This window comes from Dyella terrae, assembly GCF_022394535.1.
Classification (GTDB): domain Bacteria; phylum Pseudomonadota; class Gammaproteobacteria; order Xanthomonadales; family Rhodanobacteraceae; genus Dyella.
On sequence record NZ_CP089414.1, the window covers coordinates 2,366,461 to 2,387,437 of the forward strand.

The window sequence follows — 20,977 nt, forward strand, 5'->3', positions numbered from 1 at the left end:
CCGGCCGGGCAGCACTGCCCGGCCCTGACACCTGTGAAGACGTATGGCCGCCCCGAAAACCCGTTATTCCTGGCTGGCCCACCAGCCGATGCAATGGAAGATCCTCATCGCGATCGGCACCCTCGTGCTGCTGTTCGTGGTCTGCGGCACCTTCACACTACAGTCGCTAGGCCGGCAGGACGTTAGCGCGCACTGGGCGAGGCACACCTACGACGTGCGCGCCAAGATCGACGACGTGGTCGAACACCTGCAGGCCAGCCAAGTCGCCGTGCGCGGCTACCTGCTGAACCCGGCGGGAGGCGAGCTTGCCGACTACCAAAAGGCAAACACCGGCCTGGCCAAGGACATCGCTGACCTGCGCAGCCTTACCAGCGACAACCCGGTACAACAGACGCGCATCGATCACCTGGAGTCCATGGCGGACCAGTGGCAGAAGGAAGCGCTGCACAACGGCATCGAGCCGATCCAGGCAACCCACGCCGCCGACACCGCCGACGCTGCTCTCGAGCGCACTCGCGTCCAGAACCAATATCTAAGCCGCCGCACCGTCTCCGTCGAAGACATACTCGCGGTGCTCAATACCATGGACGACATGGAACGCACCCTGCTGGACCAGAGGGAGCAGACGCAACATCGAGATGTGACCGAAGTGCGGGCGAGCATCTGGATCACCCTGGTGCTTTCCATCCTGCTTGGCGGTTCGGTGGTCTACATGACGCTCCGCCTTATCACTCGGCCGATTCGCCGCATGACCGACCTGATGACCCGTTTGGCGAACCACGACCACACCGTGGAAATCAGGCAACTGGAGCGACGCGACGAGATCGGCGAGATCGCGCGCGGCCTGCACGTGTTCAAGCAAATGGCGATCGAAACCGCCGCCCAGACCTGGGTAAAGACGCAGGTATCGCAGATCGCCAGCGACCTGCAAAAGGTGGAGACCGAACGGGAGTTTGCCGAGCAGCTCACCGGCACGCTGGGGCCGATGCTCGAATGTGGCGTCGGCGTGTTCTACCGTTTCGACGAGGAACATCAGCGACTGCAGTTGATGGGTAGCTACGGCTATCAGCAACGCAAACATCTGAGCACCGACTATGCACTGGGCGAGGGCCTCGTAGGTCAGTGCGCCGTGGAACAAAAGCCGATCACCCTGCAAGACGTGCCCGACAACTACGTGCGCATCCACTCAGGCACCGGCGAAGCGTCACCGCGCTCCATCGCGGTCATGCCGTTGATTCTGCGTGGCAAGCTGCTTGGCGTGCTGGAACTGGCGAGCTTCCATCACTTCACCGATCCGCAGCAGCGTCTGCTGGACGAATTGTTGCCGATCGCTTCGTTGTCGCTGGAGAACCTCGGCCGCGCCATCCGCACGCAAGATCTGCTCCAACGCACCAGCGAACAGGCTGACGAACTGCGTGCGTCCGAAGACATCCTGCGCCGCCAGCAGCAGGATCTTCAGGCCACCAACGAAGAGCTCAACGCCAAGACCCACGAGCTGCAGGAGCAGTCGCAGCGTCTGCTCGCCTCGGAAGAAGAACTGCGCGTGCAAACCGAGGAGCTGCAGGCGTCGAACGAAGAGCTGCGCCAGAAAACCGATACGCTCAACCAGCAGAAGCACGTGCTGGAAACACTGCAGCGCGAAACACAGGAAAAGGCGGAAGAACTGGCCCGAGCCAGCCAGTACAAATCCGAATTCCTCGCCAACATGTCGCACGAATTGCGCACACCACTCAACAGCCTGCTGATTCTCTCGCGCAGCCTGGCCGACAACCGCGAGGGCAACCTCGACGACGAACAGGTAGAGTCCGCGCGCATCATCCACGACTCGGGCAACAACCTGCTGCGTCTGATCAACGACATCCTCGACCTCTCCAAGGTAGAGGCCGGCAAGATGGACGTGGTACTGGATGACTTCCCGCTCGCCGACCTCGAACGCGTGCTCATGCGCACGTTCCATCACGTCGCGCAGGAAAAGCAGCTCGGCTTCATCGTGCAGATCGACCCGAGCCTGCCCACAACTCTGCGTACCGATGGCAATAAGCTGGAGCAGATCGCCAACAACCTCGTCGGCAATGCGTTCAAGTTCACGCATCGCGGCTCGGTCACCGTCCGCATCGAGCGCCCCTCCGCCGCCATCGCCATGCCGGCGTCATTGCGTGGCAAAGAGGTGGTCGCCATCGCCGTGACTGACACGGGCATCGGCATCCCGCATGAGAAGGCGCAGAAGATCTTCCAGGCGTTCGAACAGGTCGATGCCAGCACGAGTCGTCAGTACGGCGGCACCGGCCTGGGTTTGACGATCTCCAAGCGCATCGCAGAACTACTCGACGGCGACATCGTGCTGCACAGCAATGCAGGCCACGGCAGCACCTTTACCATCCTGCTGCCCTTGGCGGGACCGTCGGGACAAGTCGTCGCCGCGCCCGCCAATATGGCCGCACCGGCGCCCGCAGCGATGCGCCCGACGCTCACGTCCGCCTTGCTGCCGGAAACCATTGAAGACGACCGGGACAGCATCAACCCGAGCGATACCATCATCCTGATCATCGAGGATGACCCCGTGTTCGCACGCATCCTCGCCGACATGGTTCGCCGTAAGGGCTATCGCGTGCTGGCAGCGGCGGACGGTGAATCCGGCCTGCAGTTGGCGGCGCGCTACCGCCCCACCGGCATCCTGCTCGACGTGATGCTGCCGGGCATGGACGGCTGGACCGTGATCGAGCGACTGAAGGAAGACGCTGCCACGCGGCATGTACCCGTGCACTTCATCTCGGCAGTGGACGAGGCCAACCGTGGTCGCGAACTCGGTGCGGTGGGCTTTCTTACCAAGCCGGTCAGCCGCGAAGCCATTGGTGACGCCTTCGAGCGACTGCTGCATTTCGCCGAAGGCCACATGCGCCACCTGCTGATCGTCGATGACGATGCCGACTCGCGCGCCGCCATGCGTACGCTGCTGCGTAACGACGACGTCACCATCGACGAGGCCGGCAGCGCCGAAGAAGCGCAGGAACGCATGGCCGACACGACCTACGACTGTGTCGTGCTCGATCTGGGCCTCCCCGGCATGTCGGGTACCGAGTTCCTTGAACAGCTTTCCACCACCGGCAGAATCCCGCCGGTAGTGGTCTATTCCGGCCGCGAGCTCAGCCGCGAGGAAAGCCTCAAGTTGCGACAGTACACCGACAGCATCGTCATCAAAGGTGCGCGCTCGCCGGAACGCCTGCTCGACGAAGTGAGTCTGTTCCTGCACAGCATCCAGGGCGCGCGGGCACAGCGCGCCGCCGTCGGCGTCACGGCCACCGGGGCATCACCTGCGGCACTCGCCACACCGGATGCGAGTGCCCTGCAGGACCGCAAGGTATTGCTGGTCGATGACGACATGCGCAACCTGTTCGCCCTGTCCAAAGTGCTGCGTGGCTGGGGCATGCACGTGACCATGGCGCAGGATGGCCAGAAAGCGCTCAAGGCTCTGGCCGATCACAACGACGTCGAACTGGTGTTGATGGACGTGATGATGCCGGTGATGGATGGCTACGACACCATCCGCGAGATTCGCGCCCAGCCGCAACTGGCGAAGCTGCCCATCATCGCGTTGACCGCCAAGGCCATGCGCGGCGATCGCGAGAAGTGCCTGGAAGCCGGCGCAAACGACTATCTGTCCAAGCCCATCGACATCGACAAGCTGTCCTCGATGATGCATGTGTGGCTGCACCGATGAACACGTCGACCGACCAGCCGCAGGCGCAGACGCAGGAAACCTCGCTCGAGGACATCGAGATCGAGCTATTCGTGCGCGCGCTGAAGCTCCGGCACGGTTATGACTTCACCCAGTACGCCCCTGCCTCGCTCAAGCGCCGCGTGCTTCAACTCACGCACGCACAGGGGGCAGATACCGTTAGCGCCCTCACCACTCGCCTGTTGCACGAACAGAATTTCCTGCCCATCGTGCTGGAGGGTCTGTCGGTGCCGGTGTCGGAAATGTTCCGCGACCCCGACGTCTTCCTCGCGCTGCGTGAGCAAGTTTTCCCTGTGCTCGCCTCCTATCCGCAGATCAACATCTGGCAGGCCGGCTGCGCGCATGGGCAAGAGGTGTATTCGCTGGCCATCTTGCTCGAAGAGGCCGGACTTTACGATCGCACGCAGATCTACGCCACCGACTTCAACGAGAGTGCGCTGCGCCACGCGCAGGAAGGCATCTACCCTTCCCGCGAGGCGAAACTGTGGTCGCGCAATTACCTCGCGGCTGGCGGCAGCCATACGCTGGCCGACTATTACAGCGCACGCTATGAACTCATCAAGCTCGACCAGCGCCTGCGTCGCAACGTGATCTTCGCCAACCACAACCTGGTCACCGACGAAGTGTTCTGCGAGGCGCACCTGGTGCTGTGCCGGAACGTACTCATCTACTTCTCGGACCCGCTGCAGGACCGTACGCTGTCGCTGTTCCGCGACAGCCTGGTGCGCGGCGGCTTCCTCTGCCTTGGCACGCGCGAAAGTCTGGATTTCGCACCCTCTGCCGGCGACTTCAAGCCTGTGGATGCCGCACGCCGCATCTATCGGCTGGGTCCGCGCAACGCGGTCAAGGAATGACATGGCGACGCCGCAGGCCATCGTGATCGGTTGCTCGGCGGGCGGACTGACCGCATTGGAAGAGTTGTTCGCCGGTATCGACGCCGCGCTGAGTCAACCGATCGCCGTCTGCTGCCATACCGGCTCCTCCACTGTCGACCTGCTCTGCGAATTGCTGGCCAGGCATGCCACGCTGCCCGTCGAAGAAGCACGCGAGCGCACACCCATGCGCGGTGGCGTCATCTACGTGGCTCCCAGCGGCTACCACCTGCTGGTTGAAACCAGTCGTCGCTTTGCGCTGTCGGTGGACCAGCGCGTGAGCTTCGCGCGTCCGTCAATCGATGTGCTATTCGAGTCCGCCGCGGGAGCCTGGCGCGACGGGTTGATCGGCGTGTTGCTCACCGGCGCCAACAGCGACGGCGCCGATGGTCTTCTGCGAATCCGCGAACGCGGCGGATTGGCCATTGTGCAAGACCCCGCCGATGCCGAATGCCCGGCCATGCCCTCCGCCGCGCTTGAGCGCGCGGGGGCCGATCATTGCCTCCCCCTGGCGGACATCGCGCCGCTGATCAATCGTCTGTGCCTGCAATGAACATCCCTCTCCCGAAACTCCTCGTCGTCGACGACACACCCGCCAACCTGGTGGCCATGCGGCACCTGCTGGCTGACAGCGGCGCGCAACTCTTCGAGGCGAACAGCGGCAACGAAGCGCTCGCCCTGTGCCTTGACCATGATTTCGCGCTGATCCTGCTGGACGTGAACATGCCGGAGATGGATGGCTTCGAAGTCGCCTTCCTGATCGGTGAATCCGAACAGCTGAAGGAAACGCCGATCATCTTCGTCACCGCTGCCTATGCCGATGACATCAACCGCATTCGCGGCTATCACTTCGGCGCAGTGGACTACATCGCCAAGCCGATCAACGACATGATCCTGCAGTCCAAGGTTCGCGTGTTCCTTGATCTGTATAAGGCGCGTGCCGAGCTGAAGTCGGCACTCGCCACGCTGGAAGAGCGCAATACGCAGCTCAAGGTGGAAATGGCCGAGCGCCTGCGCATCGAGGACCGCATCCGCTACCAGGCAACGCACGACATGCTCACGGGCCTGCCGAATCGCGTGCTGTTCCACGACCGCCTGCTGACGGCCATGCAACGCGCGCCGCGCCATGGCCACGGCTTTGCGCTCGCGCTGCTTGATATCGACGGCTTCAAAGCCGTCAACGATACCCATGGGCATCCCGCGGGCGATGCGCTGTTGCAAGCTATTGCCGAACGCCTCGGCGACGGGCTACGAGCCAATGACACAGTGGCGCGGCTCGGCGGCGACGAGTTTGCATTGATTCTGGAGGACGTCGTCGACGACACCTCACTCCTGCGTCGCTGCGAAGAAGTGTGCACCGTCATCGCCCGCCCGTATCTTCTCGACGGCAGCAAGGGGCCGTTCGAGGCAAACGTCAGTGCGAGCATCGGTATCGCTCTATGGCGCGGGCAGGAACAGAGCGACGAGACGCTGATCCAGGCCGCCGACCGAGCGCTCTATCGCGCCAAAGGTGAAGGCAAGAATCGCTGCGTCATGGCGAGCTGACGTCACTGGCTCACTTGCGTGGCGATACCCACATGTCGATACGGGCGCGGAACACATCCTCACCCGCCTGGTTGCTCACGCGCACGGTGACGGGCCACGCATAACCGCTTGCTGCCTCGACCGCGGGCAGCTCCGGTGTGGCCAGCGCGACGAGCGTGCCCTTGGCCTTGGCGAGGTACTCGACCGTCATGCCCTTGGGTATCCAACGCATGGTCGGCGGAATGGTCACGTCGGTCATCATGCCAGCGGTAAGTTCCGCCGCATTGCAGAGCGCAATCGCGTGCACGGTGCCGATATGGTTGTGCACGCGGCGCCGATCGCGAATCGCCACTTCGCAGCGCCCTGGCTCCAGTTGGAGAAAGCGCGGGGCGATGGTGGCGAAATAAGGTGCCTTGAAACAGATCAGCCGTCCGTACAGCCAGCGGCCGCCGGGCAGGGAAACCAGTCGACGGTACAGCGACAAGGCCTGGCTCATGGCGAATCTCCCGCTGGGGCAGTGCCTGGGCACCACCCTTTCGTACGTCGATAGGGAGCCACCATGCCGGCCGCGGCCGGCATGGTGGCGAAGCACATCAGGCCGCGTCGGCCAGCTTCTTTTTGTGATCCGCGCGGGTAACGGCGGCACGCAGTTCCGACGGATCGAAATCATCCACCGAGATGAACTCGAACACGCCTTCGCGCACGCGCTTTAACAGTTCGAACTCCGCCGCGTTGATCACGCCGGCCTGCACGGCTTCCGTCAGCTGACCCACGTAGTCATGCGACTTGAACTGGCCGGCCTTCTGCGCCTTACCGAACTTCCGCTCCACCGGCTCGGCCGCGATCACGTCCGGCAGCAGCGCGTTCATGCGACCGATGGTGTTGTTCGCCGTCGGCGTGAGGTAGACCCACTCGGTGAGGCGATCACGCGCTTCGCCCGGCGCGGTAATGATGGCGGCAACGCGGCGACCCAGACGATCCGACGGCGGCACTTCGCGACGACCGAACGGGAACACCAAGGCGCGCAGCAGCCAAGACACTGGCTTCACCGGGAAGTTGCGGATGGCACCATCAAGCGAGGTCTGAATGCGCCACATGCACTCGTGGAACGCCCAGGCCAGCAGCGGACGATCCGCTTCCGGACGACCGGTGTCCTCGTAGCGCTTGAGCATCGCGCTGGCGATGTACAGATAGCTCAGCACGTCGCCCAGACGCGCCGACAGCTTTTCTTTGAACTTCAGCTTGCCGCCCAGCACGCCCATGAAGGTATCGGCGCACAGCGCGAGCGCGGCGGAGTAGCGGTTGAGCTTGCGGTAGTAGCGGCGCACATAAGCATCACCGGCAGTGTCGCCGATGCGCGAACCCGTCACGCCCAGCGTGAACGAGCGCACCGCGTTGGAGATACCGAAGCCGATGTGGCCGAACAGCGCGCGGTCGAAGGTCTTCAGGCGATCACCGTAATCGGGGATCGACAGCGCCTGCATTTCCTTCAGCACGTAAGGATGGCAACGGATGGCGCCCTGACCAAAGATCATCAGGCTGCGCGTCATGATGTTGGCGCCTTCCACCGTGATGGCGATGGGCACACCCTGCCATGCGCGACCCGCGTAGTTCTTCGGACCCAACTGCACGCCCTTGCCACCGTGCACGTCCAACGCGTCACCGGCAATGGTGCGGCCCCATTCGGTAGCGTGGTACTTCGCGATGGCCGACGGCACTGCCGGCTTCTCGCCACGGTCCACCGCCGCGGCCGTAGCGCGTGACAGCGCCGCAGTCGCGTAGGTCAGGCCGCCGATGCGTGCCAGCGCTTCTTCCACGCCTTCGAAGCGGGCGATGGAAAGACCGAACTGCTTGCGCATGCGTGCGTAGGCGCCCGTCGCCGCCACGGCAGCACGCACGCCACCGGTCGCGTTCGAGGGCAGCGAGATCGCGCGGCCGACGGAAAGGCATTCCACCAGCATGCGCCAGCCATGGCCGGCCATGTGCGGACCACCGATCAGCACCGACAGCGGCACAAACACATCCTTGCCGTGCAACGGACCGTTCTGGAACGGGATGTTCAACGGGAAGTGACGGCGGCCGATCTCGAGACCCTGCGTCGAACGCGGCAACAGTGCCAGCGTGATACCCAGGTCTTCCTTGTCACCGAGCAGCTTCTCCGGATCATACAAACGGAAGGCCAAACCCACGACCGTGGCAATCGGCGCCAGCGTGATATAGCGCTTGTCGAAGGTGAGCTTCATGCCCAGCGTTTCCACGCCGTCGACCACTTGCTTGCACACCACACCGTAGTCGGTGATGGACGTGGCGTCCGAACCCGCATACGGGCCGGTAAGCGCGAAACACGGAATCTCTTCGCCCACGGCAAGACGCGGCAGGTAGTGGTTCTTCTGCTCGTCACTGCCGTAATGCAGCAGCAGTTCCGCCGGGCCCAGCGAGTTCGGCACGGCCACCGTCGAAGCCACCGTCGCCGACATGGTCGCCAGCTTCTGCAGCACGGCCGAATGCGCCAGCGCGGAGAAGCCAAGGCCACCGTACTGCTTCGGGATGATCATGCCGAAGAATTTGTGCTTCTTGATGAAGGCCCAGACGTCCGGCGGCAGGTCGGCCAGCTCGTGCGTGATCTGCCAGTCGTCGATCATGCCGCACAACTCTTCCACGGGGCCATCGAGGAACGCTTGCTCCTCGACGCTCAGTTCCGGCTTGGGCTGCTTGAGCAGTTCGTGCCAATCCGGCTTGCCCGAGAACAGTTCGCCCTCGAAACCCACCGTGCCTGCCTCCAGTGCAGTCTGCTCGGTTTCGGACAGCTTCGGCGTCACCTTGGCGAACATCTTCAGCAGCGGCGCGCTGATTTTCTTGCGGCGAAAACCGTCCATCAGCAGCGGTACGGCGATAGCCAGTTCAATCACCAGCAGGATGAACATGGTCCACGGCGCACCTGCGATCAGGCCGACCACGACGGTGGTAATCACCGTGGCAATCGCCCAAGTCCGCAGATTGGTGCGGTGGTAGGCACAGGCGCCGGTGGCGATGATGGCCGCCAGCAGAGTCAGTATCACGGACATCACAACACCTCGTTACGAATGACGTCTTGGTCAAACATGGATTTCACGGGTTCACGCAGTGACCGCATCGCTGCGATCCGTTGATGAAAGCTTGCCCACGAAGCGTGCAATCTCGCGGGTGAATACGTCGTTGGCATCGCCTGCCACCATGTGCGTGGCGCGCGGAAGCTCCACGTGCTCGGCATGCGGCACCAGTTGCAGGAATTCGTCGACCGTCTCGCGCGACACCACGTCGCTGCGTCCGCCCGAGAGCAACAGCACCGGCACTCGCACTTTCGATGCGGCGGCCATCAGGCGCGGCTGGTAGCGCTCGCTCTCGCGCACCAAGCCGTTGAGCAGGGCCGGATCCCAGTGCCAGCGCAGGCGGCCGTCGGCTCCCTCGCGCAGCAGTGGTCGCAATTGGTCTTCTGTCTTGCGCTCGGCGCGATGGGGCAGGTATTTCGCAATTTCCTCGCCAGCCTGCGCGTAGCTGGCAAAGCCATCCGGATGGGCCTGCATGAAGGCCAGGATGCGTTCCACGCCCTTGGTTTCCCAGCGCGGCGTGATATCCACCAGCACCAGCGCGCGGAAGGCGCTCGGATCGATCTCGCCGGCAATGACCAAGCCCAGCAAGCCGCCCATCGAGGCACCCACCAGGATCGGCTTGCACAGCTCAGCATGAGCCAGCAGGCGCAGATCGCCGATGAACTGTTCCATGTGGTAATCGCCACCGGCGACGTGGCCGCTCTCGCCATGGCCGCGCGCATCGAAGGTGACGCAACGGAAGCCTTCAGCCGCCAACGCCTCTGCGGTGCCGCGCCACGCACCACGCGTCTGCCCGAAACCATGGGCGAACAGCAGCGTAGGATGACCCGAGGGCTGGCGGGTTTCGACGGCCAACGTCAGGCCATCGACGGCGCTGACCTGGGCGACGGAGTTCTCGGTAATGGGCATGGATACCATACGGTCGAGTATGGATCGCCTCAAAGCGCTGCGTCAATACGCGCTGCGACAAGGGGAGTTTCCGCCGATTCAACGACTTGCCACCGAGCCAATTGCAAAGCCGCTAGCAGGGGCTACCATACTCACATGAATGCAAGCGCCAAACCCGAACGCACCCGCCTATCCGCCGAGGACTGGGAAGACGCCGCTCTCAGGCTGATTGCCGACCAGGGCGTCGGCGCGCTAGCCGTCGAGGCGCTGGCCCGCCAGCTCGGGGTGACCAAGGGCAGTTTCTACTGGCATTTCCGCACGCGCGAAGCCTTGCTACAGGCCGCGCTGGAACGCTGGGAACAGTACGGCGAGAAAGAGGTGATCAGCCAGATCGAGGCCATCCCCGATCCGCGTGCGCGCCTGCCGGAGCTGTTCCGTCGCGTGGCGCATGAGCTGGCGCCGCATCGTGTCTACGCCGCGCTGCTGAAGGCACTGGACCACCCGCAGGTCGTGCCGGTGATGGCCCGCGTGTCGCAGCGGCGCATGGAATTTCTCACCAATATCTACCGCGAGGCCGGCTTGGTGCCGGACGAGGCGCTCAATCGCGCCCGCCTGACCTACGCCGCCTACGTGGGTTTCCTGCAACTTAATTTCACACTCGGCCTGCCGCGCATCAGCCACGATGAGTTCGACGCTTACGTGGAACACATGATCCGTACGCTCACGCCGTCCTGAGCCGCCGTCACGGGGAAGTCCAGGGGAACGCCGCCTTCGGGCGGCGTTTTTTTTCTTCGCAGGCCAATGACAGTCCACCTGCCAAAGTGGTCTGCAGTTACATCTGTAACCACCGGTGGCAGTGGCAAATTTGGGTGCGCCCAGTTGCCTTTTTGCTGCGCCAGTACTTGCCATGCCAGTAGACGTAAGTTAGCGTTTCTCTTCTTTTTTAGCTTAAGACCAGAGTGAGGAAACGATGTCGAGCAAGTTGGCCGCGCTGCAGCGCTGGGTGGATGAGGTCGCGGCACTGACCCGCCCTGCCCATATCCATTGGTGCGACGGTTCCGACGCCGAGTACCAGCAGCTGGTGCAGCAGATGCTGCAGACCGGCGACCTGATCGAGCTGAACCAGCAGACCCATCCTGGCTGCTATCTGCACCGGTCCAGCCCCTCGGACGTCGCCCGCGTCGAGCACCTCACCTTCGTCTGCACGAACGAACAGGAAGACGCCGGCCCGAACAATCACTGGATGGCTCCAGCCGAAGCGCACACCAAGATGGACGCGCTGTTCGATGGCTGCATGGAAGGTCGCACCATGTACGTCATTCCGTACTGCATGGGCCCGATCGATTCCCCGCTTGCCCGCTGTGGCGTGGAAATCACCGACAGCCCGTACGTAGTGGCGAACATGCGCACCATGACGCGCATGGGTGCTGCCGCGCAGGCGCGCATCGAGCGCGAAGGCACCTTCGTGAAGGGGCTGCACTCTACTGGCGAGCTCGACCCCGAGCGTCGCTTCATCATGCATTTCCCCGAAGAGCTGACCATCAAGTCGTACGGCTCGGGCTACGGCGGTAACGCGCTGCTGGGCAAGAAGTGCCATGCGCTGCGCATTGCCAGCTACCAGGCGAAGTCGGAAGGCTGGCTGGCCGAGCACATGCTGATCGTCGGCATCGAAAACCCGCAGGGCGAAACCCACTACATCGCCGCCGCGTTCCCCTCGGCCTGTGGCAAGACCAACCTCGCCATGCTTATCCCGCCGGAAGGCTATCGCCAGGACGGCTGGAAGGTGTGGACCGTGGGCGACGACATCTGTTGGATGCGCCCAGGTGCCGACGGGCGCCTGTACGCGATCAACCCGGAAGCGGGCTATTTCGGCGTGGCGCCGGGCACCAGCGATGCCACCAACCCGAACGCGCTCTCCACCATCGCGCGCGACACCATCTTCACCAACGTTGCGGTCACTGCCGACAACCAGCCGTGGTGGGAAGGTCTGCCGGGTACGCCGGTCACCGATTGGCAGGGGCGTCCGTACGACCCAGCCAACGGCCCGGCCGCGCACCCCAATTCACGCTTCACCGTAAGCGCGAAGCAGTGCCCGACCTGGTCGCCGCGTGCGGAAGATGCGCAAGGCGTGCCGGTCAGCGCCATCGTGTTCGGCGGCCGTCGTCCGTCGCTGATCCCGCTGGTGTTCGAAGCAAAGGACTGGAAGCACGGCGTACTCGTCGGCGCAGCGATGGGTTCGGAAACCACTGCCGCCGCCACCGGCGCCGTTGGTGTACTGCGTCGCGACTCCATGGCCATGAAGCCGTTCGCCGGTTACCACTACGGCGACTACTTCCGTCACTGGCTGTCGTTCGACAAGCCTGGCGCGAATCTGCCGAAGATTTTCCACGTCAACTGGTTCCGCAAGGGTGACGACGGCCGCTTCCTGTGGCCGGGTTTCGGCGACAACCTACGCGTGCTGCAATGGATGATCGACCGCGTGGAAGGTCGTGTCGAAGGCAATCACACGCCGATCGGCACGCTGCCCAAGACCGATGAGCTCAAGCTCGACGACCTCGGCCTCGACAGCGCCACCGTCGATACCCTGCTGCACGTCGACCAGGCCGGCTGGACCGCCGAATTGGCGGCCATCGGCGAGTACCTCAGCAGCTTCGGCCAGCGTATGCCCAACGAGCTGCACGCTGAGCAGCAGCGCGTTGCCAATGCACTCAACGACGCGGCAGTGACGCCGCGCGCGGCCGTCGCCTCCTGACGTTCGCCCTGCCCCGCCGGCGCAACGCCGGCGGGGTTCTAAGAGCATGTTCACGATCTGAGCTTTTCCCGCGATTGCATCTAAACCTTGCCGCGCGTCGGCGCATCCAAGCTGGCAAGATGATCGCAACCTGCCCCGCCACCGGAACCACGATGCCGCCGCCAGCGCCCGCCGCGGATTCCCATGACATGGACGACGTTCGGGCAGCCGCCGCTGGCGACCGCCAGGCATTTCATCGCCTGTACCGGGCCCATGTGGATCGCATATATGGCGCCGTGTATCGCCTCGCCGGTTACGACCATGCCCGCGCAGAGGACCTAACGCAGGAAGCTTTCGTGCGTGCCTGGCAGAAGCTGTCGGGTTTTCGCGGTGACAGCGCGTTTGGTACATGGCTGTACCGGCTGGCGGTCAACGTCGCCTTGATGGATATCCGATCGCGCGGCGCCGACCCCGTCACCATGATGGACGAGGACTACATACCCGATCGCGGCGACACACCATTCTGTGCCGCCGAACGCGAAGAACTGGAACGTGCGATCGGTAACCTGCCTCCGCGTGCGCGCGCCGTGCTGGTGCTGCATGACGTGGAAGGATGGCGACACGAGGAAATCGGTGCCGAACTCGGCATGGCAGTGGGTTCGTCCAAAGCGCAATTGCATCGCGCACGCGGCCTGCTGCGGAAAGTATTAGGAGAACGCTCATGAACGAATTCGAATGGCTCCGCCAGACACGCGCCCTGCGCGAACCGGTAACGCCACGCCGCGACCTTTGGGCGGGCATTGATGCCGCACTGGAAGCCGCCGATGCGACGGCCGCCATGCCTGCGCCAGCACGTGCCTACCGCCGGCCGCAAAACTGGCTGATCGCGGCGAGCTTCGTCGGGCTCTCTCTGTTTGCCAGCAGCCTCGCCGTGCACCTGCGCGACCGCACGCTCGCCAACGCCACCGCGGCGGCCACACCGGATGCCGGGCGCTGGCGCCCGAATGATCCGCGCCTGGCTGGCGCGGCGGTAGAGCTCGACGCCGCCAACATGGAGCTTCGCCAGGCCATGGAGCAGGCGCCCCATTCACCGGCACTCCAACGCTTGCTATACCGAACACAGAAACAACAGTCGCAGCTGCGACAGATGGAACACCAGGCTGGTTGAGTCCAATGGAGCCTTCATTATGAAAACCGCATGCTTGATCCCACTCCTGCTCAGCCTGTCGATTGGCCAAGCCCTGGCCGATACGCCGATCAACCTCAATCACGATGCCGCGCCCAACGCACGCGTAAGCATCAGCAACGTCAAGGGTGAGGTGACGGTAAGCGCTTGGGACCGCAATCAAGTACAGGTCACCGGCCGCCTCGGCGATGGCGCCAAGCCGCTCACCATTGATGGCAGCAACAGCAACATGACCATCAAGGTCGAGTCGGCGGGCAAGTCTGGCTGGCTCAACTTCGGCAGCGATACCTCGATGGGCGCCACCACACTGGACGTACGTGTGCCCAGGGGTGCCTCGCTCGACGTGGACGTGGTCAGTGCATCGATGAACATCGACGGTATCGACGGCGGCGCCATCAAGGTCAACACGGTAAGCGGCAAGGCACGCATCAACGCCCGCTCACCCAGCGTCGACGCCGACGCCGTCAGTGGCAGCATCGAGCTTGCCGGCAATGCGGACAAGGTGAACCTGCAGACGGTGAGCGGCGACATCCTTGCACCCAACGTCGGCACCGAAGCAGAACTGCAGACCGTATCCGGCCGCATCCGCGTCAGTGGCGGCCCATGGCGCAAGCTCAACCTCAGTACGGTCTCCGGCGACGTCCAGCTGTCCGGCGGACTGGCACCGAACGGCGCCTTCGACGTCGACAGCATGAGCGGTGACGTGCAGGTGCAGGTGCCTTCCAACCTGTCTGCCATCATCAAGGCCTCGACGTTCAGCGGCGATCTGCGCAGCGATTTCGGTGATGTGAAGAAGCCCGAGCACGGCCCCGGTAGTGAGCTGCAGGCGACCGTGGGCGCCGGCGGCGCAAAGATGAACATCGAAACCTTCAGTGGCGACCTGCGCATCCGTCGCCAGGATTGATGCTCCCCCTAAGCAGCAAACGAAAACGCCGGGCAATGCCCGGCGTTTTTCTGTCATCTCCATCCGGTGATCGGCGGAGAGATCAGAGATCCTGATGATATTGCACGTAAGGCGTGCGCGACTGGTCGGGTTCCGGGCCTGTCGGCGTATTCACACCACCACTACCCGACGACCACAGGTTCTGCGCACCAATGCTCAGCGAGCCCTGCCACGGCAAACGCCACGTCACGCCGAGATCGATGCTGTTCCAGCGGCGATCCGGGTTGTAGGCGGCGCCCGGGTTACCAGCTTCCGGCGCCATGCTTCGTCCCACGATACTGCCGCTCAGCGGACCGCTATCGACACCGAAACTCACTGCCTTCTGATCGAGCGTGTTGACGCCCAGCAGGTTGCCCGGAAGCAGACGTACACGACCGACGCTGGCGCCCAGATCGATGCCGCTCTTGCCATCCAGCGCCAAGCGACCGCGTGCATTGATCTGCGTGCTGCTGTCAAAACCGGAAAGGCCGTTGACGCCCGGCAGGGCACCCGGCAACAGGCGCGGCAGTGTGACGGCGCCTTGGACATTGTCCGTACCCACGCTCAAGCCCAGCGAGTAACGACCATCGTTGTACGTCGCACCCACTTCGCTGCCGATGATGCGCGGCGCCTGGTTGTTCGCCCAGTTGTGCTCGCTCACGCCCACGTGCGCCTGCACATTGGGAGCAATGCCGTACTTGATATCGGTGGACTGCACCGTGGCCGAATCGACAGCCCTGAACTGCAACGGGGCGTCGGCACGCTGCGTGGACGTCAGTGTGCCACTGTTGGCCTGCAGCGCTAGCCAGCGACCATCGGCACCAAGCCAGAGCGGCACGCCATTGCTGGCGGCAGCCTGCAAGGCCTGGTCCGGCGCGGTCTGGGAGAGCAGACGTCCTGCGGCGCTGTACGAATCATTGGCCGCAGTCTGCCCTGCCGCGACAAACGGCATGAGCAACAGTGGCAATGACAGGAACAAACGACGCATCTACGCGAAAACCCCCGCGATACTTTTGGACGGGTAAAGAGTTCGCCCCCTCCCAGAGACGAGTTAGGGCTAACGATACCACATTTTACTTTTTACTAACACCAAGATTCCGGCTTTGTGAGCCAGTTCTAACAGGGCCCCCATCACATTTTTTTGACATCCAATGGCCAGTTAGGTTCCCTGTTCATCCGGCCAGCGACAAAGCTGAACAGAGGCGATATATAGTCCTCTCCTGTCGACAACGTACGGATTCGTCCTGCGACTGATGACCTCGGTTCTTTCCAGTCAAATGCCCGCCCCTCCAGCGGACAGCGCTGTCGCTGCCCTTCATGCGGCAGTGGAGCGCCTTTTCCGCGCGGCCGATGCGGCCAGCGTGGCGGAAATCTGTGAGGCCATGCTGCGCGACTTAGGTGTCGAGGGTCGCCTGCATTGGCGTCTTCTGGGAGATACGGAAGCACCCAACGAGGAATTCACCCAGCTCGACTTGGCGGAAGATCCACAAGGGCTGCGTTCGCTCGTTCTGGCCTTGCCGACCGGAACGATCTCGGACCCCATGAGAGAGGATCTCTCGTGGGTCGGCCGGCTGGTTGCCTGCCGTCTGCGGCAACTCGCCGAGACGTCGCGCCTTTACGAGGCCATTTCCCGCCTTGCCCTGGCCGAACGGCTGCAGCGTGCGCTCTACGCCATCGCTGATCAGGCCAGCGCAGAGCACAACATGACCGAGATGATGCACTCGCTGCATGCCATTCTCGGCAGCCTGATGTACGCGGAGAACTTCTACATCGCGTTGTACGACGCAGCCACCGACACGGTGCGGTTTCCCTACTACGTCGACACGATGGACAAAGAACCGCCCTCGCCCGACGAAGCGGTGCCGCTGCAGGAAATGCGTTACAGCCTTACCTGGAATCTGCTGCAGACGGGCCAGGCGATCATGGGCTCGGTGGCCGAGCTGACCGAGCAGTTCAAGGGGCGCTTCGTGCTGATGGGCCCCGTCTGTGAGCACTGGCTGGGCGTGCCCCTGCTGCGTGATGGCCGCGTAGTGGGCGGTATCGTGATGCAGAGCTATCGCGAGGACACGCACTACAGCGAGCACGATCGCGAATTGCTCAGCTATGTCGCCAAGCACGTACAAACGGCGCTGGAGCGTCGCGAAGCGCACGAAGAACTCGAGCGCCGCGTATCCAGCCGCACGGCGGCCCTGCGCGAGGCCAACCGTGTCCTGCGCCAGCAGGTACTGCAACGCCAGCGCGGCGAGCGCCTGCAAGCCGCATTGTTCCGCATCGCCGAGCTGGCGAATGCCTCGGAAAGCATCGACAACTTTTATGCCGCCGTGCATCGCGTCATCGGTGGCCTGCTCTACGCGCGCAACTTCTACATTGCGCTGCTGGACGATGAGCAGAAGACCCTGAGCTTTCCCTACTCCGTGGACGAATTCGACACCGTCCGCCTGCCACGCGCACACGGCCGCGGTGTCACGGAGTATGTGCTGCGCCACGCCAAGCCTTTGCTGGCCGATCCGACGGAATTCGATCGGTTGGAGCAGATGAGCGAGATCACCCATCGTGGTTCCCGCTCGCTGTGCTGGCTGGGCGTACCGCTGATCTGGGGCGACCGCGCCATGGGCGTGCTGGCGGTGCAGAGCTATTCGCCGGAACACACCTACGACGTGCGTGACCAGGAGCTGTTGACCTTCGTGGGCTACCACGTCGCAAACGCTCTGCAGCGCAAGCACACCACCGAATCGCTGAAGCAGGCCTATGCAAGCCTGGAGCGCCGCGTCACCGAACGTACGCGCGCGCTGGCGCTGGCCAACCGCGACTTGCGCGAACAGATCGCCGAGCGCGAACGCGTCGAACGCCGCCTGAAATACGAAACGCTGCACGATTCGCTGACCGGCCTGCCCAACCGCACGCTGCTGCTGCAACGCCTGGAGCAGGCGCTGCAGCGCTATCACAGCGACGCGCAGGAGCTGTTCGCGGTGCTGTTCATTGACCTGGACCGGTTCAAAGTCATCAACGATTCTGTTGGCCATCTGGTCGGCGATGACCTGCTCTTCCAGGTAGGCGGGCGCATCCGGGCCTGCCTGAAAACCCGTGATGTGGTGGCGCGCCTGGGCGGCGACGAATTCGCCGTGCTGGCCGAGGGCATCACCGATCCGAAGATGGCGATGCTTATCGCCGAACGCATCATCGACGAGCTGCAGACGCCTTTCCGCCTCGGCGCCAAGGAGATCTTCACGTCGGCTTCGATCGGCATCGCCCTGCCCAGCCCGCATTACCAGCGCCCGGAAGAACTGCTCCGGGACGCTGACGCAGCGATGTACCGGGCCAAGGACGAGGGCCGTCACCGGGCAGCCGTGTTCGACGATCGCCTGCGCCGCGAAGCGCTGTCGCTGTTGGAGATGGAGGGCGATCTCCGCCGCGCGCTGAGCCGCAACGAGTTCGTGCCGTTCTACCAGCCCATTGTGGCGCTGCAGACCGGCCGCACCGTGGGCTATGAAGCGCTGTTGCGTTGGCGCCACCCAGACCGTGGACTGTTAACGCCCGGCGACTTCCTCGCCGTGGCCGAGGAAAGCGGATGCTCAGAAAGCATCGACTGGCAGATCTTCGATCAGGTCTGCGCCCAGGCCGAAGCATTGGCCGGCAGCGACGGCTTCGTCAGCATCAATGTATCGGGCAGGCATTTCCGTTCGCTGGACCTGGACAAGCGCCTGCTCGACCTCATCGAGTCGCACCACTTGCCGCCGCGTTGCCTACGCATCGAAGTGACCGAACGCGCGCTGCTCGAAAACGCCATCCAGGTGAAGCGCATGCTCGACAACTTGCGCAGCCGCGGCGTGAGCATCGCGCTCGATGACTTCGGCACGGGCTATTCGTCCCTGAGCTACCTGCATCAGTACCCGATCGAGACGCTGAAGATCGATCGCTCGTTCATCGTGGAACTGCCGCGTGAAGGCGGCCATGGCGCTGCGGTTGTGCGCGCCATCCAGGCGCTCGCCAATTCGCTACAGATGCAGGTGATCGCCGAAGGCATCGAGGACGAACACCAGCGCGAAGCACTGCTGCGCATTGGCTGCCGCTACGGCCAGGGCTTCCTGTTCGCCACGCCCAAGATGGCCGAGGTGTGGCTGCAACGCGAGCATCACTTCGCGTTGCCCTGAGAGCTACCCAGCTACCACTCGGCTCATCATTCCGGCGCAGCCCTGAAAGATCGGCAAAAAAAAGCCGTCACCTCTCGGGGACGGCTTTTTCTATCGCTTGAAACTTATTGCGCTGTGTTCGGCGCCGTTGCCGCGGGGCTGACGCTGAGCAGATGCTCGGCATCGATGCGGTCGAAGGTGTAACGCTGCGCGCAGAACTCGCAGATCACCTCGATCTCGCCCTCGCGCGCCTCCAGTGCAGCCTCCACTTCGTCGCGGCCCAGCGAGCGCAGCACCGCCTCGACACGATCACGCGTGCAGCTGCAGCCGAATGCCAGCGGGCGAGGCTCAAACAGGCGCACGGATTCCTCGTGGTACAGGCGGTAGAGCAACTGTTCCGGCGATGTGGCCAGCAGCTCTTCCTGACCTAGCGTGGCGGTCAGGTGCTGGATGCGCGTCCAGGCGTCCTCGTCCTCCACGGCGTCGTGGCCGCCTTCGTCAGGCAGCCTCTGCAGCATCAGGCCCACCGCATGCTCGCCGTCGGCGGCAAGGACAATGCGCGCAGGAAGCTGTTCGGACTGGCCGAAATAATTCTCCAGCGCCGACGCGAGCTCCGGATGCTGCAGGTCGACCAGACCTTGGTAACGCTGCCCACGTTCGGCATTGCCGATAGTGATCGCCATATAGGCGTCCGGCAGCACGGCGAGATCCAGGGTCGGCGGCAACGGATCATTCCACCGCGCCAGGCCACGCAACCGACCCTGATCAGTGCATTCGGCGAACAACAGTCGCAGCGGACCGCTGCTCTTGAGCTCCACAGAGAGGGCGCCATCAAGCTTGATATTTCCCGTCAGCAGCGCACTGGCCGCCAGCGTCTGACCGAGCACAGACCGCAATGCAGCGGGATAGGCAGAGCGGCCGGCGACCTCGCGCCAGGCCGGCCCCAGACGAACGAGCACGCCACGCACGCCGGCGCGCTCAAGCATGAAGCGATGCAGCACATCTTCGACAAGCACGGTTTCCACGAGATCGACCTCTCAAGAACAATTTGCTTACATGGGGGCGCCTGCATCCGGGCACAACGACGGCCAGGCCGCCTGACGGGGGAGGGAGTCGGGGCTCTTATACTGCCGCCAATCCTGTCACAGCGCCGCCATGACCCCACGACGCCCCCTTGCCGTCCGCCTGCTCCGCCGCTTGCTTCTGCTCCTCCTGGCTTGGCTCGCGGTGAGCTGGCTGGCCGTATTGGTGCTGCGGTTTGTTCCGCCATGGACCTCCGCCGTGATGATGGAACGCCAGGTCGGCGCGCTCATCCATGGCGAGAACGACTTCCACCTGCGTCACCGCTGGGTGCCCTGGAGCGAAGTTTCGCCCTACGTACCGCTGGCCATGGTGGCTGGTGAGGACCAGAAATTCCCGTTCCACCACGGTTTCGACTTCGGTTCCATCCAGAACGCCGTCGATGCGGCCGATGATGGTCGTCGCTTGCGCGGCGCCAGCACCATCAGCCAGCAGACCGCCAAGAATCTGTTCCTTTGGAACGGCCGCAGCTTCGTCCGCAAGGGGCTGGAGGCGTATTTCACGGTGCTGATCGAACTGACCTGGCCCAAGCAGCGCATCCTGGAGGTGTACATGAACATCGCTGAGCTAGGCGATGGCATCTACGGTGTGGGCGCGGCCAGTGATGCGTTCTTCCACGTAACACCGGCGCAACTCAGCGCGGCGCAAGCGGCACGGCTGGCAGCGGTGTTGCCCAGCCCGCGGCGCCTCCATGCCGACCACCCCTCAGCCTACGTGCAGGGCCGTGCCAACTGGATCCAACAGCAAATGGGGCAACTGGGCGGACCGGGCTATCTACAGAGTCGACAGCCACCACGCGACGCCCGTCGCCGATGACAC

General features: G+C 63.6%; 16 protein-coding genes. 11 read left to right on the forward strand and 5 right to left on the reverse strand.

Features of this window, described 5'->3' with window-relative positions:
• The first annotated feature begins 43 nt into the window (after positions 1–43).
• From DYST_RS10160 to DYST_RS10175, 4 genes are read left to right on the forward strand one after another with little or no spacing between them, the layout of a single operon-like run.
• On the forward strand, positions 44–3,718 hold the full coding sequence (locus DYST_RS10160) for a response regulator (protein WP_239951670.1): 3,675 nt from the start codon (positions 44–46) through the stop codon (positions 3,716–3,718).
• Complete coding sequence (locus DYST_RS10165; RefSeq protein ID WP_239951671.1) at positions 3,715–4,590, forward strand: CheR family methyltransferase; 876 nt, start codon at positions 3,715–3,717, stop codon at positions 4,588–4,590. The genes DYST_RS10160 and DYST_RS10165 overlap by 4 nt, the downstream gene beginning before the upstream one ends.
• 1 nt (position 4,591) lies before the next feature.
• Positions 4,592–5,161, forward strand: a complete 570-nt coding sequence (locus DYST_RS10170) for a chemotaxis protein CheB (protein ID WP_239951672.1) — start codon at positions 4,592–4,594, stop codon at positions 5,159–5,161.
• Entirely contained in the window at positions 5,158–6,153 is a 996-nt protein-coding gene (locus DYST_RS10175) for a diguanylate cyclase domain-containing protein (protein ID WP_239951673.1), read from the forward strand. The genes DYST_RS10170 and DYST_RS10175 overlap by 4 nt, the downstream gene beginning before the upstream one ends.
• A gap of 10 nt (positions 6,154–6,163) precedes the next feature.
• Here DYST_RS10175 and DYST_RS10180 read toward each other — a convergent pair whose 3' ends face one another.
• The 3 genes from DYST_RS10180 to DYST_RS10190 all read right to left on the reverse strand — a co-directional run bounded on the left by DYST_RS10180 (position 6,164) and on the right by DYST_RS10190 (position 10,130).
• Positions 6,164–6,628, reverse strand: coding sequence for a hotdog fold domain-containing protein (locus DYST_RS10180; RefSeq protein ID WP_239951674.1), 465 nt, complete (start codon positions 6,626–6,628; stop codon positions 6,164–6,166).
• Between the two features lie 97 nt (positions 6,629–6,725).
• A complete protein-coding gene (locus DYST_RS10185) occupies positions 6,726–9,197 on the reverse strand; it encodes an acyl-CoA dehydrogenase (RefSeq protein WP_102302070.1) in 2,472 nt (823 codons plus the stop codon).
• Positions 9,198–9,248: 51 nt separating this feature from the next.
• A complete protein-coding gene (locus tag DYST_RS10190) occupies positions 9,249–10,130 on the reverse strand; it encodes an alpha/beta fold hydrolase (protein WP_428993971.1) in 882 nt (293 codons plus the stop codon).
• A 135-nt stretch (positions 10,131–10,265) separates the two neighbouring features.
• Between DYST_RS10190 and DYST_RS10195 the strand changes: the two genes are divergently transcribed.
• The 5 genes from DYST_RS10195 (at position 10,266) to DYST_RS10215 (ending at position 14,930) form a co-directional block, all read left to right on the forward strand.
• Entirely contained in the window at positions 10,266–10,844 is a 579-nt protein-coding gene (locus DYST_RS10195; protein ID WP_102302068.1) for a TetR/AcrR family transcriptional regulator, read from the forward strand.
• Between the two features lie 235 nt (positions 10,845–11,079).
• Entirely contained in the window at positions 11,080–12,861 is a 1,782-nt protein-coding gene (locus DYST_RS10200) for a phosphoenolpyruvate carboxykinase (GTP) (RefSeq protein WP_102302067.1), read from the forward strand.
• A 119-nt stretch (positions 12,862–12,980) separates the two neighbouring features.
• Positions 12,981–13,565, forward strand: coding sequence for an RNA polymerase sigma factor (locus DYST_RS10205; protein WP_428993972.1), 585 nt, complete (start codon positions 12,981–12,983; stop codon positions 13,563–13,565).
• Complete coding sequence (locus DYST_RS10210) at positions 13,562–14,008, forward strand: hypothetical protein (protein ID WP_102302065.1); 447 nt, start codon at positions 13,562–13,564, stop codon at positions 14,006–14,008. The genes DYST_RS10205 and DYST_RS10210 overlap by 4 nt, the downstream gene beginning before the upstream one ends.
• A 19-nt stretch (positions 14,009–14,027) precedes the next feature.
• Complete coding sequence (locus DYST_RS10215) at positions 14,028–14,930, forward strand: DUF4097 family beta strand repeat-containing protein (RefSeq protein ID WP_102302064.1); 903 nt, start codon at positions 14,028–14,030, stop codon at positions 14,928–14,930.
• Between the two features lie 82 nt (positions 14,931–15,012).
• Here the strand turns inward: DYST_RS10215 and DYST_RS10220 are convergent, their stop codons facing one another.
• Positions 15,013–15,936 (reverse strand): hypothetical protein, encoded by a 924-nt coding sequence (locus DYST_RS10220; protein ID WP_239951676.1) that lies wholly within the window; start codon positions 15,934–15,936, stop codon positions 15,013–15,015.
• 265 nt (positions 15,937–16,201) lie between these two features.
• Between DYST_RS10220 and DYST_RS10225 the strand changes: the two genes are divergently transcribed.
• Entirely contained in the window at positions 16,202–19,099 is a 2,898-nt protein-coding gene (locus tag DYST_RS10225; RefSeq protein WP_239951677.1) for a bifunctional diguanylate cyclase/phosphodiesterase, read from the forward strand.
• A gap of 104 nt (positions 19,100–19,203) precedes the next feature.
• Here DYST_RS10225 and DYST_RS10230 read toward each other — a convergent pair whose 3' ends face one another.
• On the reverse strand, positions 19,204–20,103 hold the full coding sequence (locus tag DYST_RS10230) for an Hsp33 family molecular chaperone HslO (RefSeq protein WP_102302061.1): 900 nt from the start codon (positions 20,101–20,103) through the stop codon (positions 19,204–19,206).
• Between the two features lie 130 nt (positions 20,104–20,233).
• On the opposite strand from DYST_RS10230, the gene mtgA reads away from it, so the two are divergent.
• A complete protein-coding gene (mtgA, locus tag DYST_RS10235; protein WP_239951678.1) occupies positions 20,234–20,974 on the forward strand; it encodes a monofunctional biosynthetic peptidoglycan transglycosylase in 741 nt (246 codons plus the stop codon).
• The last annotated feature ends 3 nt before the right edge of the window (positions 20,975–20,977 follow it).

Excerpts from the sequence above, each read along its gene's own strand:
- DYST_RS10160 (WP_239951670.1), top strand. The coding sequence starts at position 44 with ATGGCCGCCCCGAAAACCCGTTATTCCTGGCTGGCCCACCAGCCGATG.
- DYST_RS10165 (WP_239951671.1), top strand. The coding sequence starts at position 3,715 with ATGAACACGTCGACCGACCAGCCGCAGGCGCAGACGCAGGAAACCTCG.
- DYST_RS10170 (WP_239951672.1), top strand. The coding sequence starts at position 4,592 with ATGGCGACGCCGCAGGCCATCGTGATCGGTTGCTCGGCGGGCGGACTG.
- DYST_RS10175 (WP_239951673.1), top strand. The coding sequence starts at position 5,158 with ATGAACATCCCTCTCCCGAAACTCCTCGTCGTCGACGACACACCCGCC.
- DYST_RS10180 (WP_239951674.1), bottom strand. The coding sequence starts at position 6,628 with ATGAGCCAGGCCTTGTCGCTGTACCGTCGACTGGTTTCCCTGCCCGGC.
- DYST_RS10185 (WP_102302070.1), bottom strand. The coding sequence starts at position 9,197 with ATGTCCGTGATACTGACTCTGCTGGCGGCCATCATCGCCACCGGCGCC.
- DYST_RS10190 (WP_428993971.1), bottom strand. The coding sequence starts at position 10,130 with ATGCCCATTACCGAGAACTCCGTCGCCCAGGTCAGCGCCGTCGATGGC.
- DYST_RS10195 (WP_102302068.1), top strand. The coding sequence starts at position 10,266 with ATGAATGCAAGCGCCAAACCCGAACGCACCCGCCTATCCGCCGAGGAC.
- DYST_RS10200 (WP_102302067.1), top strand. The coding sequence starts at position 11,080 with ATGTCGAGCAAGTTGGCCGCGCTGCAGCGCTGGGTGGATGAGGTCGCG.
- DYST_RS10205 (WP_428993972.1), top strand. The coding sequence starts at position 12,981 with ATGATCGCAACCTGCCCCGCCACCGGAACCACGATGCCGCCGCCAGCG.
- DYST_RS10210 (WP_102302065.1), top strand. The coding sequence starts at position 13,562 with ATGAACGAATTCGAATGGCTCCGCCAGACACGCGCCCTGCGCGAACCG.
- DYST_RS10215 (WP_102302064.1), top strand. The coding sequence starts at position 14,028 with ATGAAAACCGCATGCTTGATCCCACTCCTGCTCAGCCTGTCGATTGGC.
- DYST_RS10220 (WP_239951676.1), bottom strand. The coding sequence starts at position 15,936 with ATGCGTCGTTTGTTCCTGTCATTGCCACTGTTGCTCATGCCGTTTGTC.
- DYST_RS10225 (WP_239951677.1), top strand. The coding sequence starts at position 16,202 with ATGACCTCGGTTCTTTCCAGTCAAATGCCCGCCCCTCCAGCGGACAGC.
- mtgA (WP_239951678.1), top strand. The coding sequence starts at position 20,234 with ATGACCCCACGACGCCCCCTTGCCGTCCGCCTGCTCCGCCGCTTGCTT.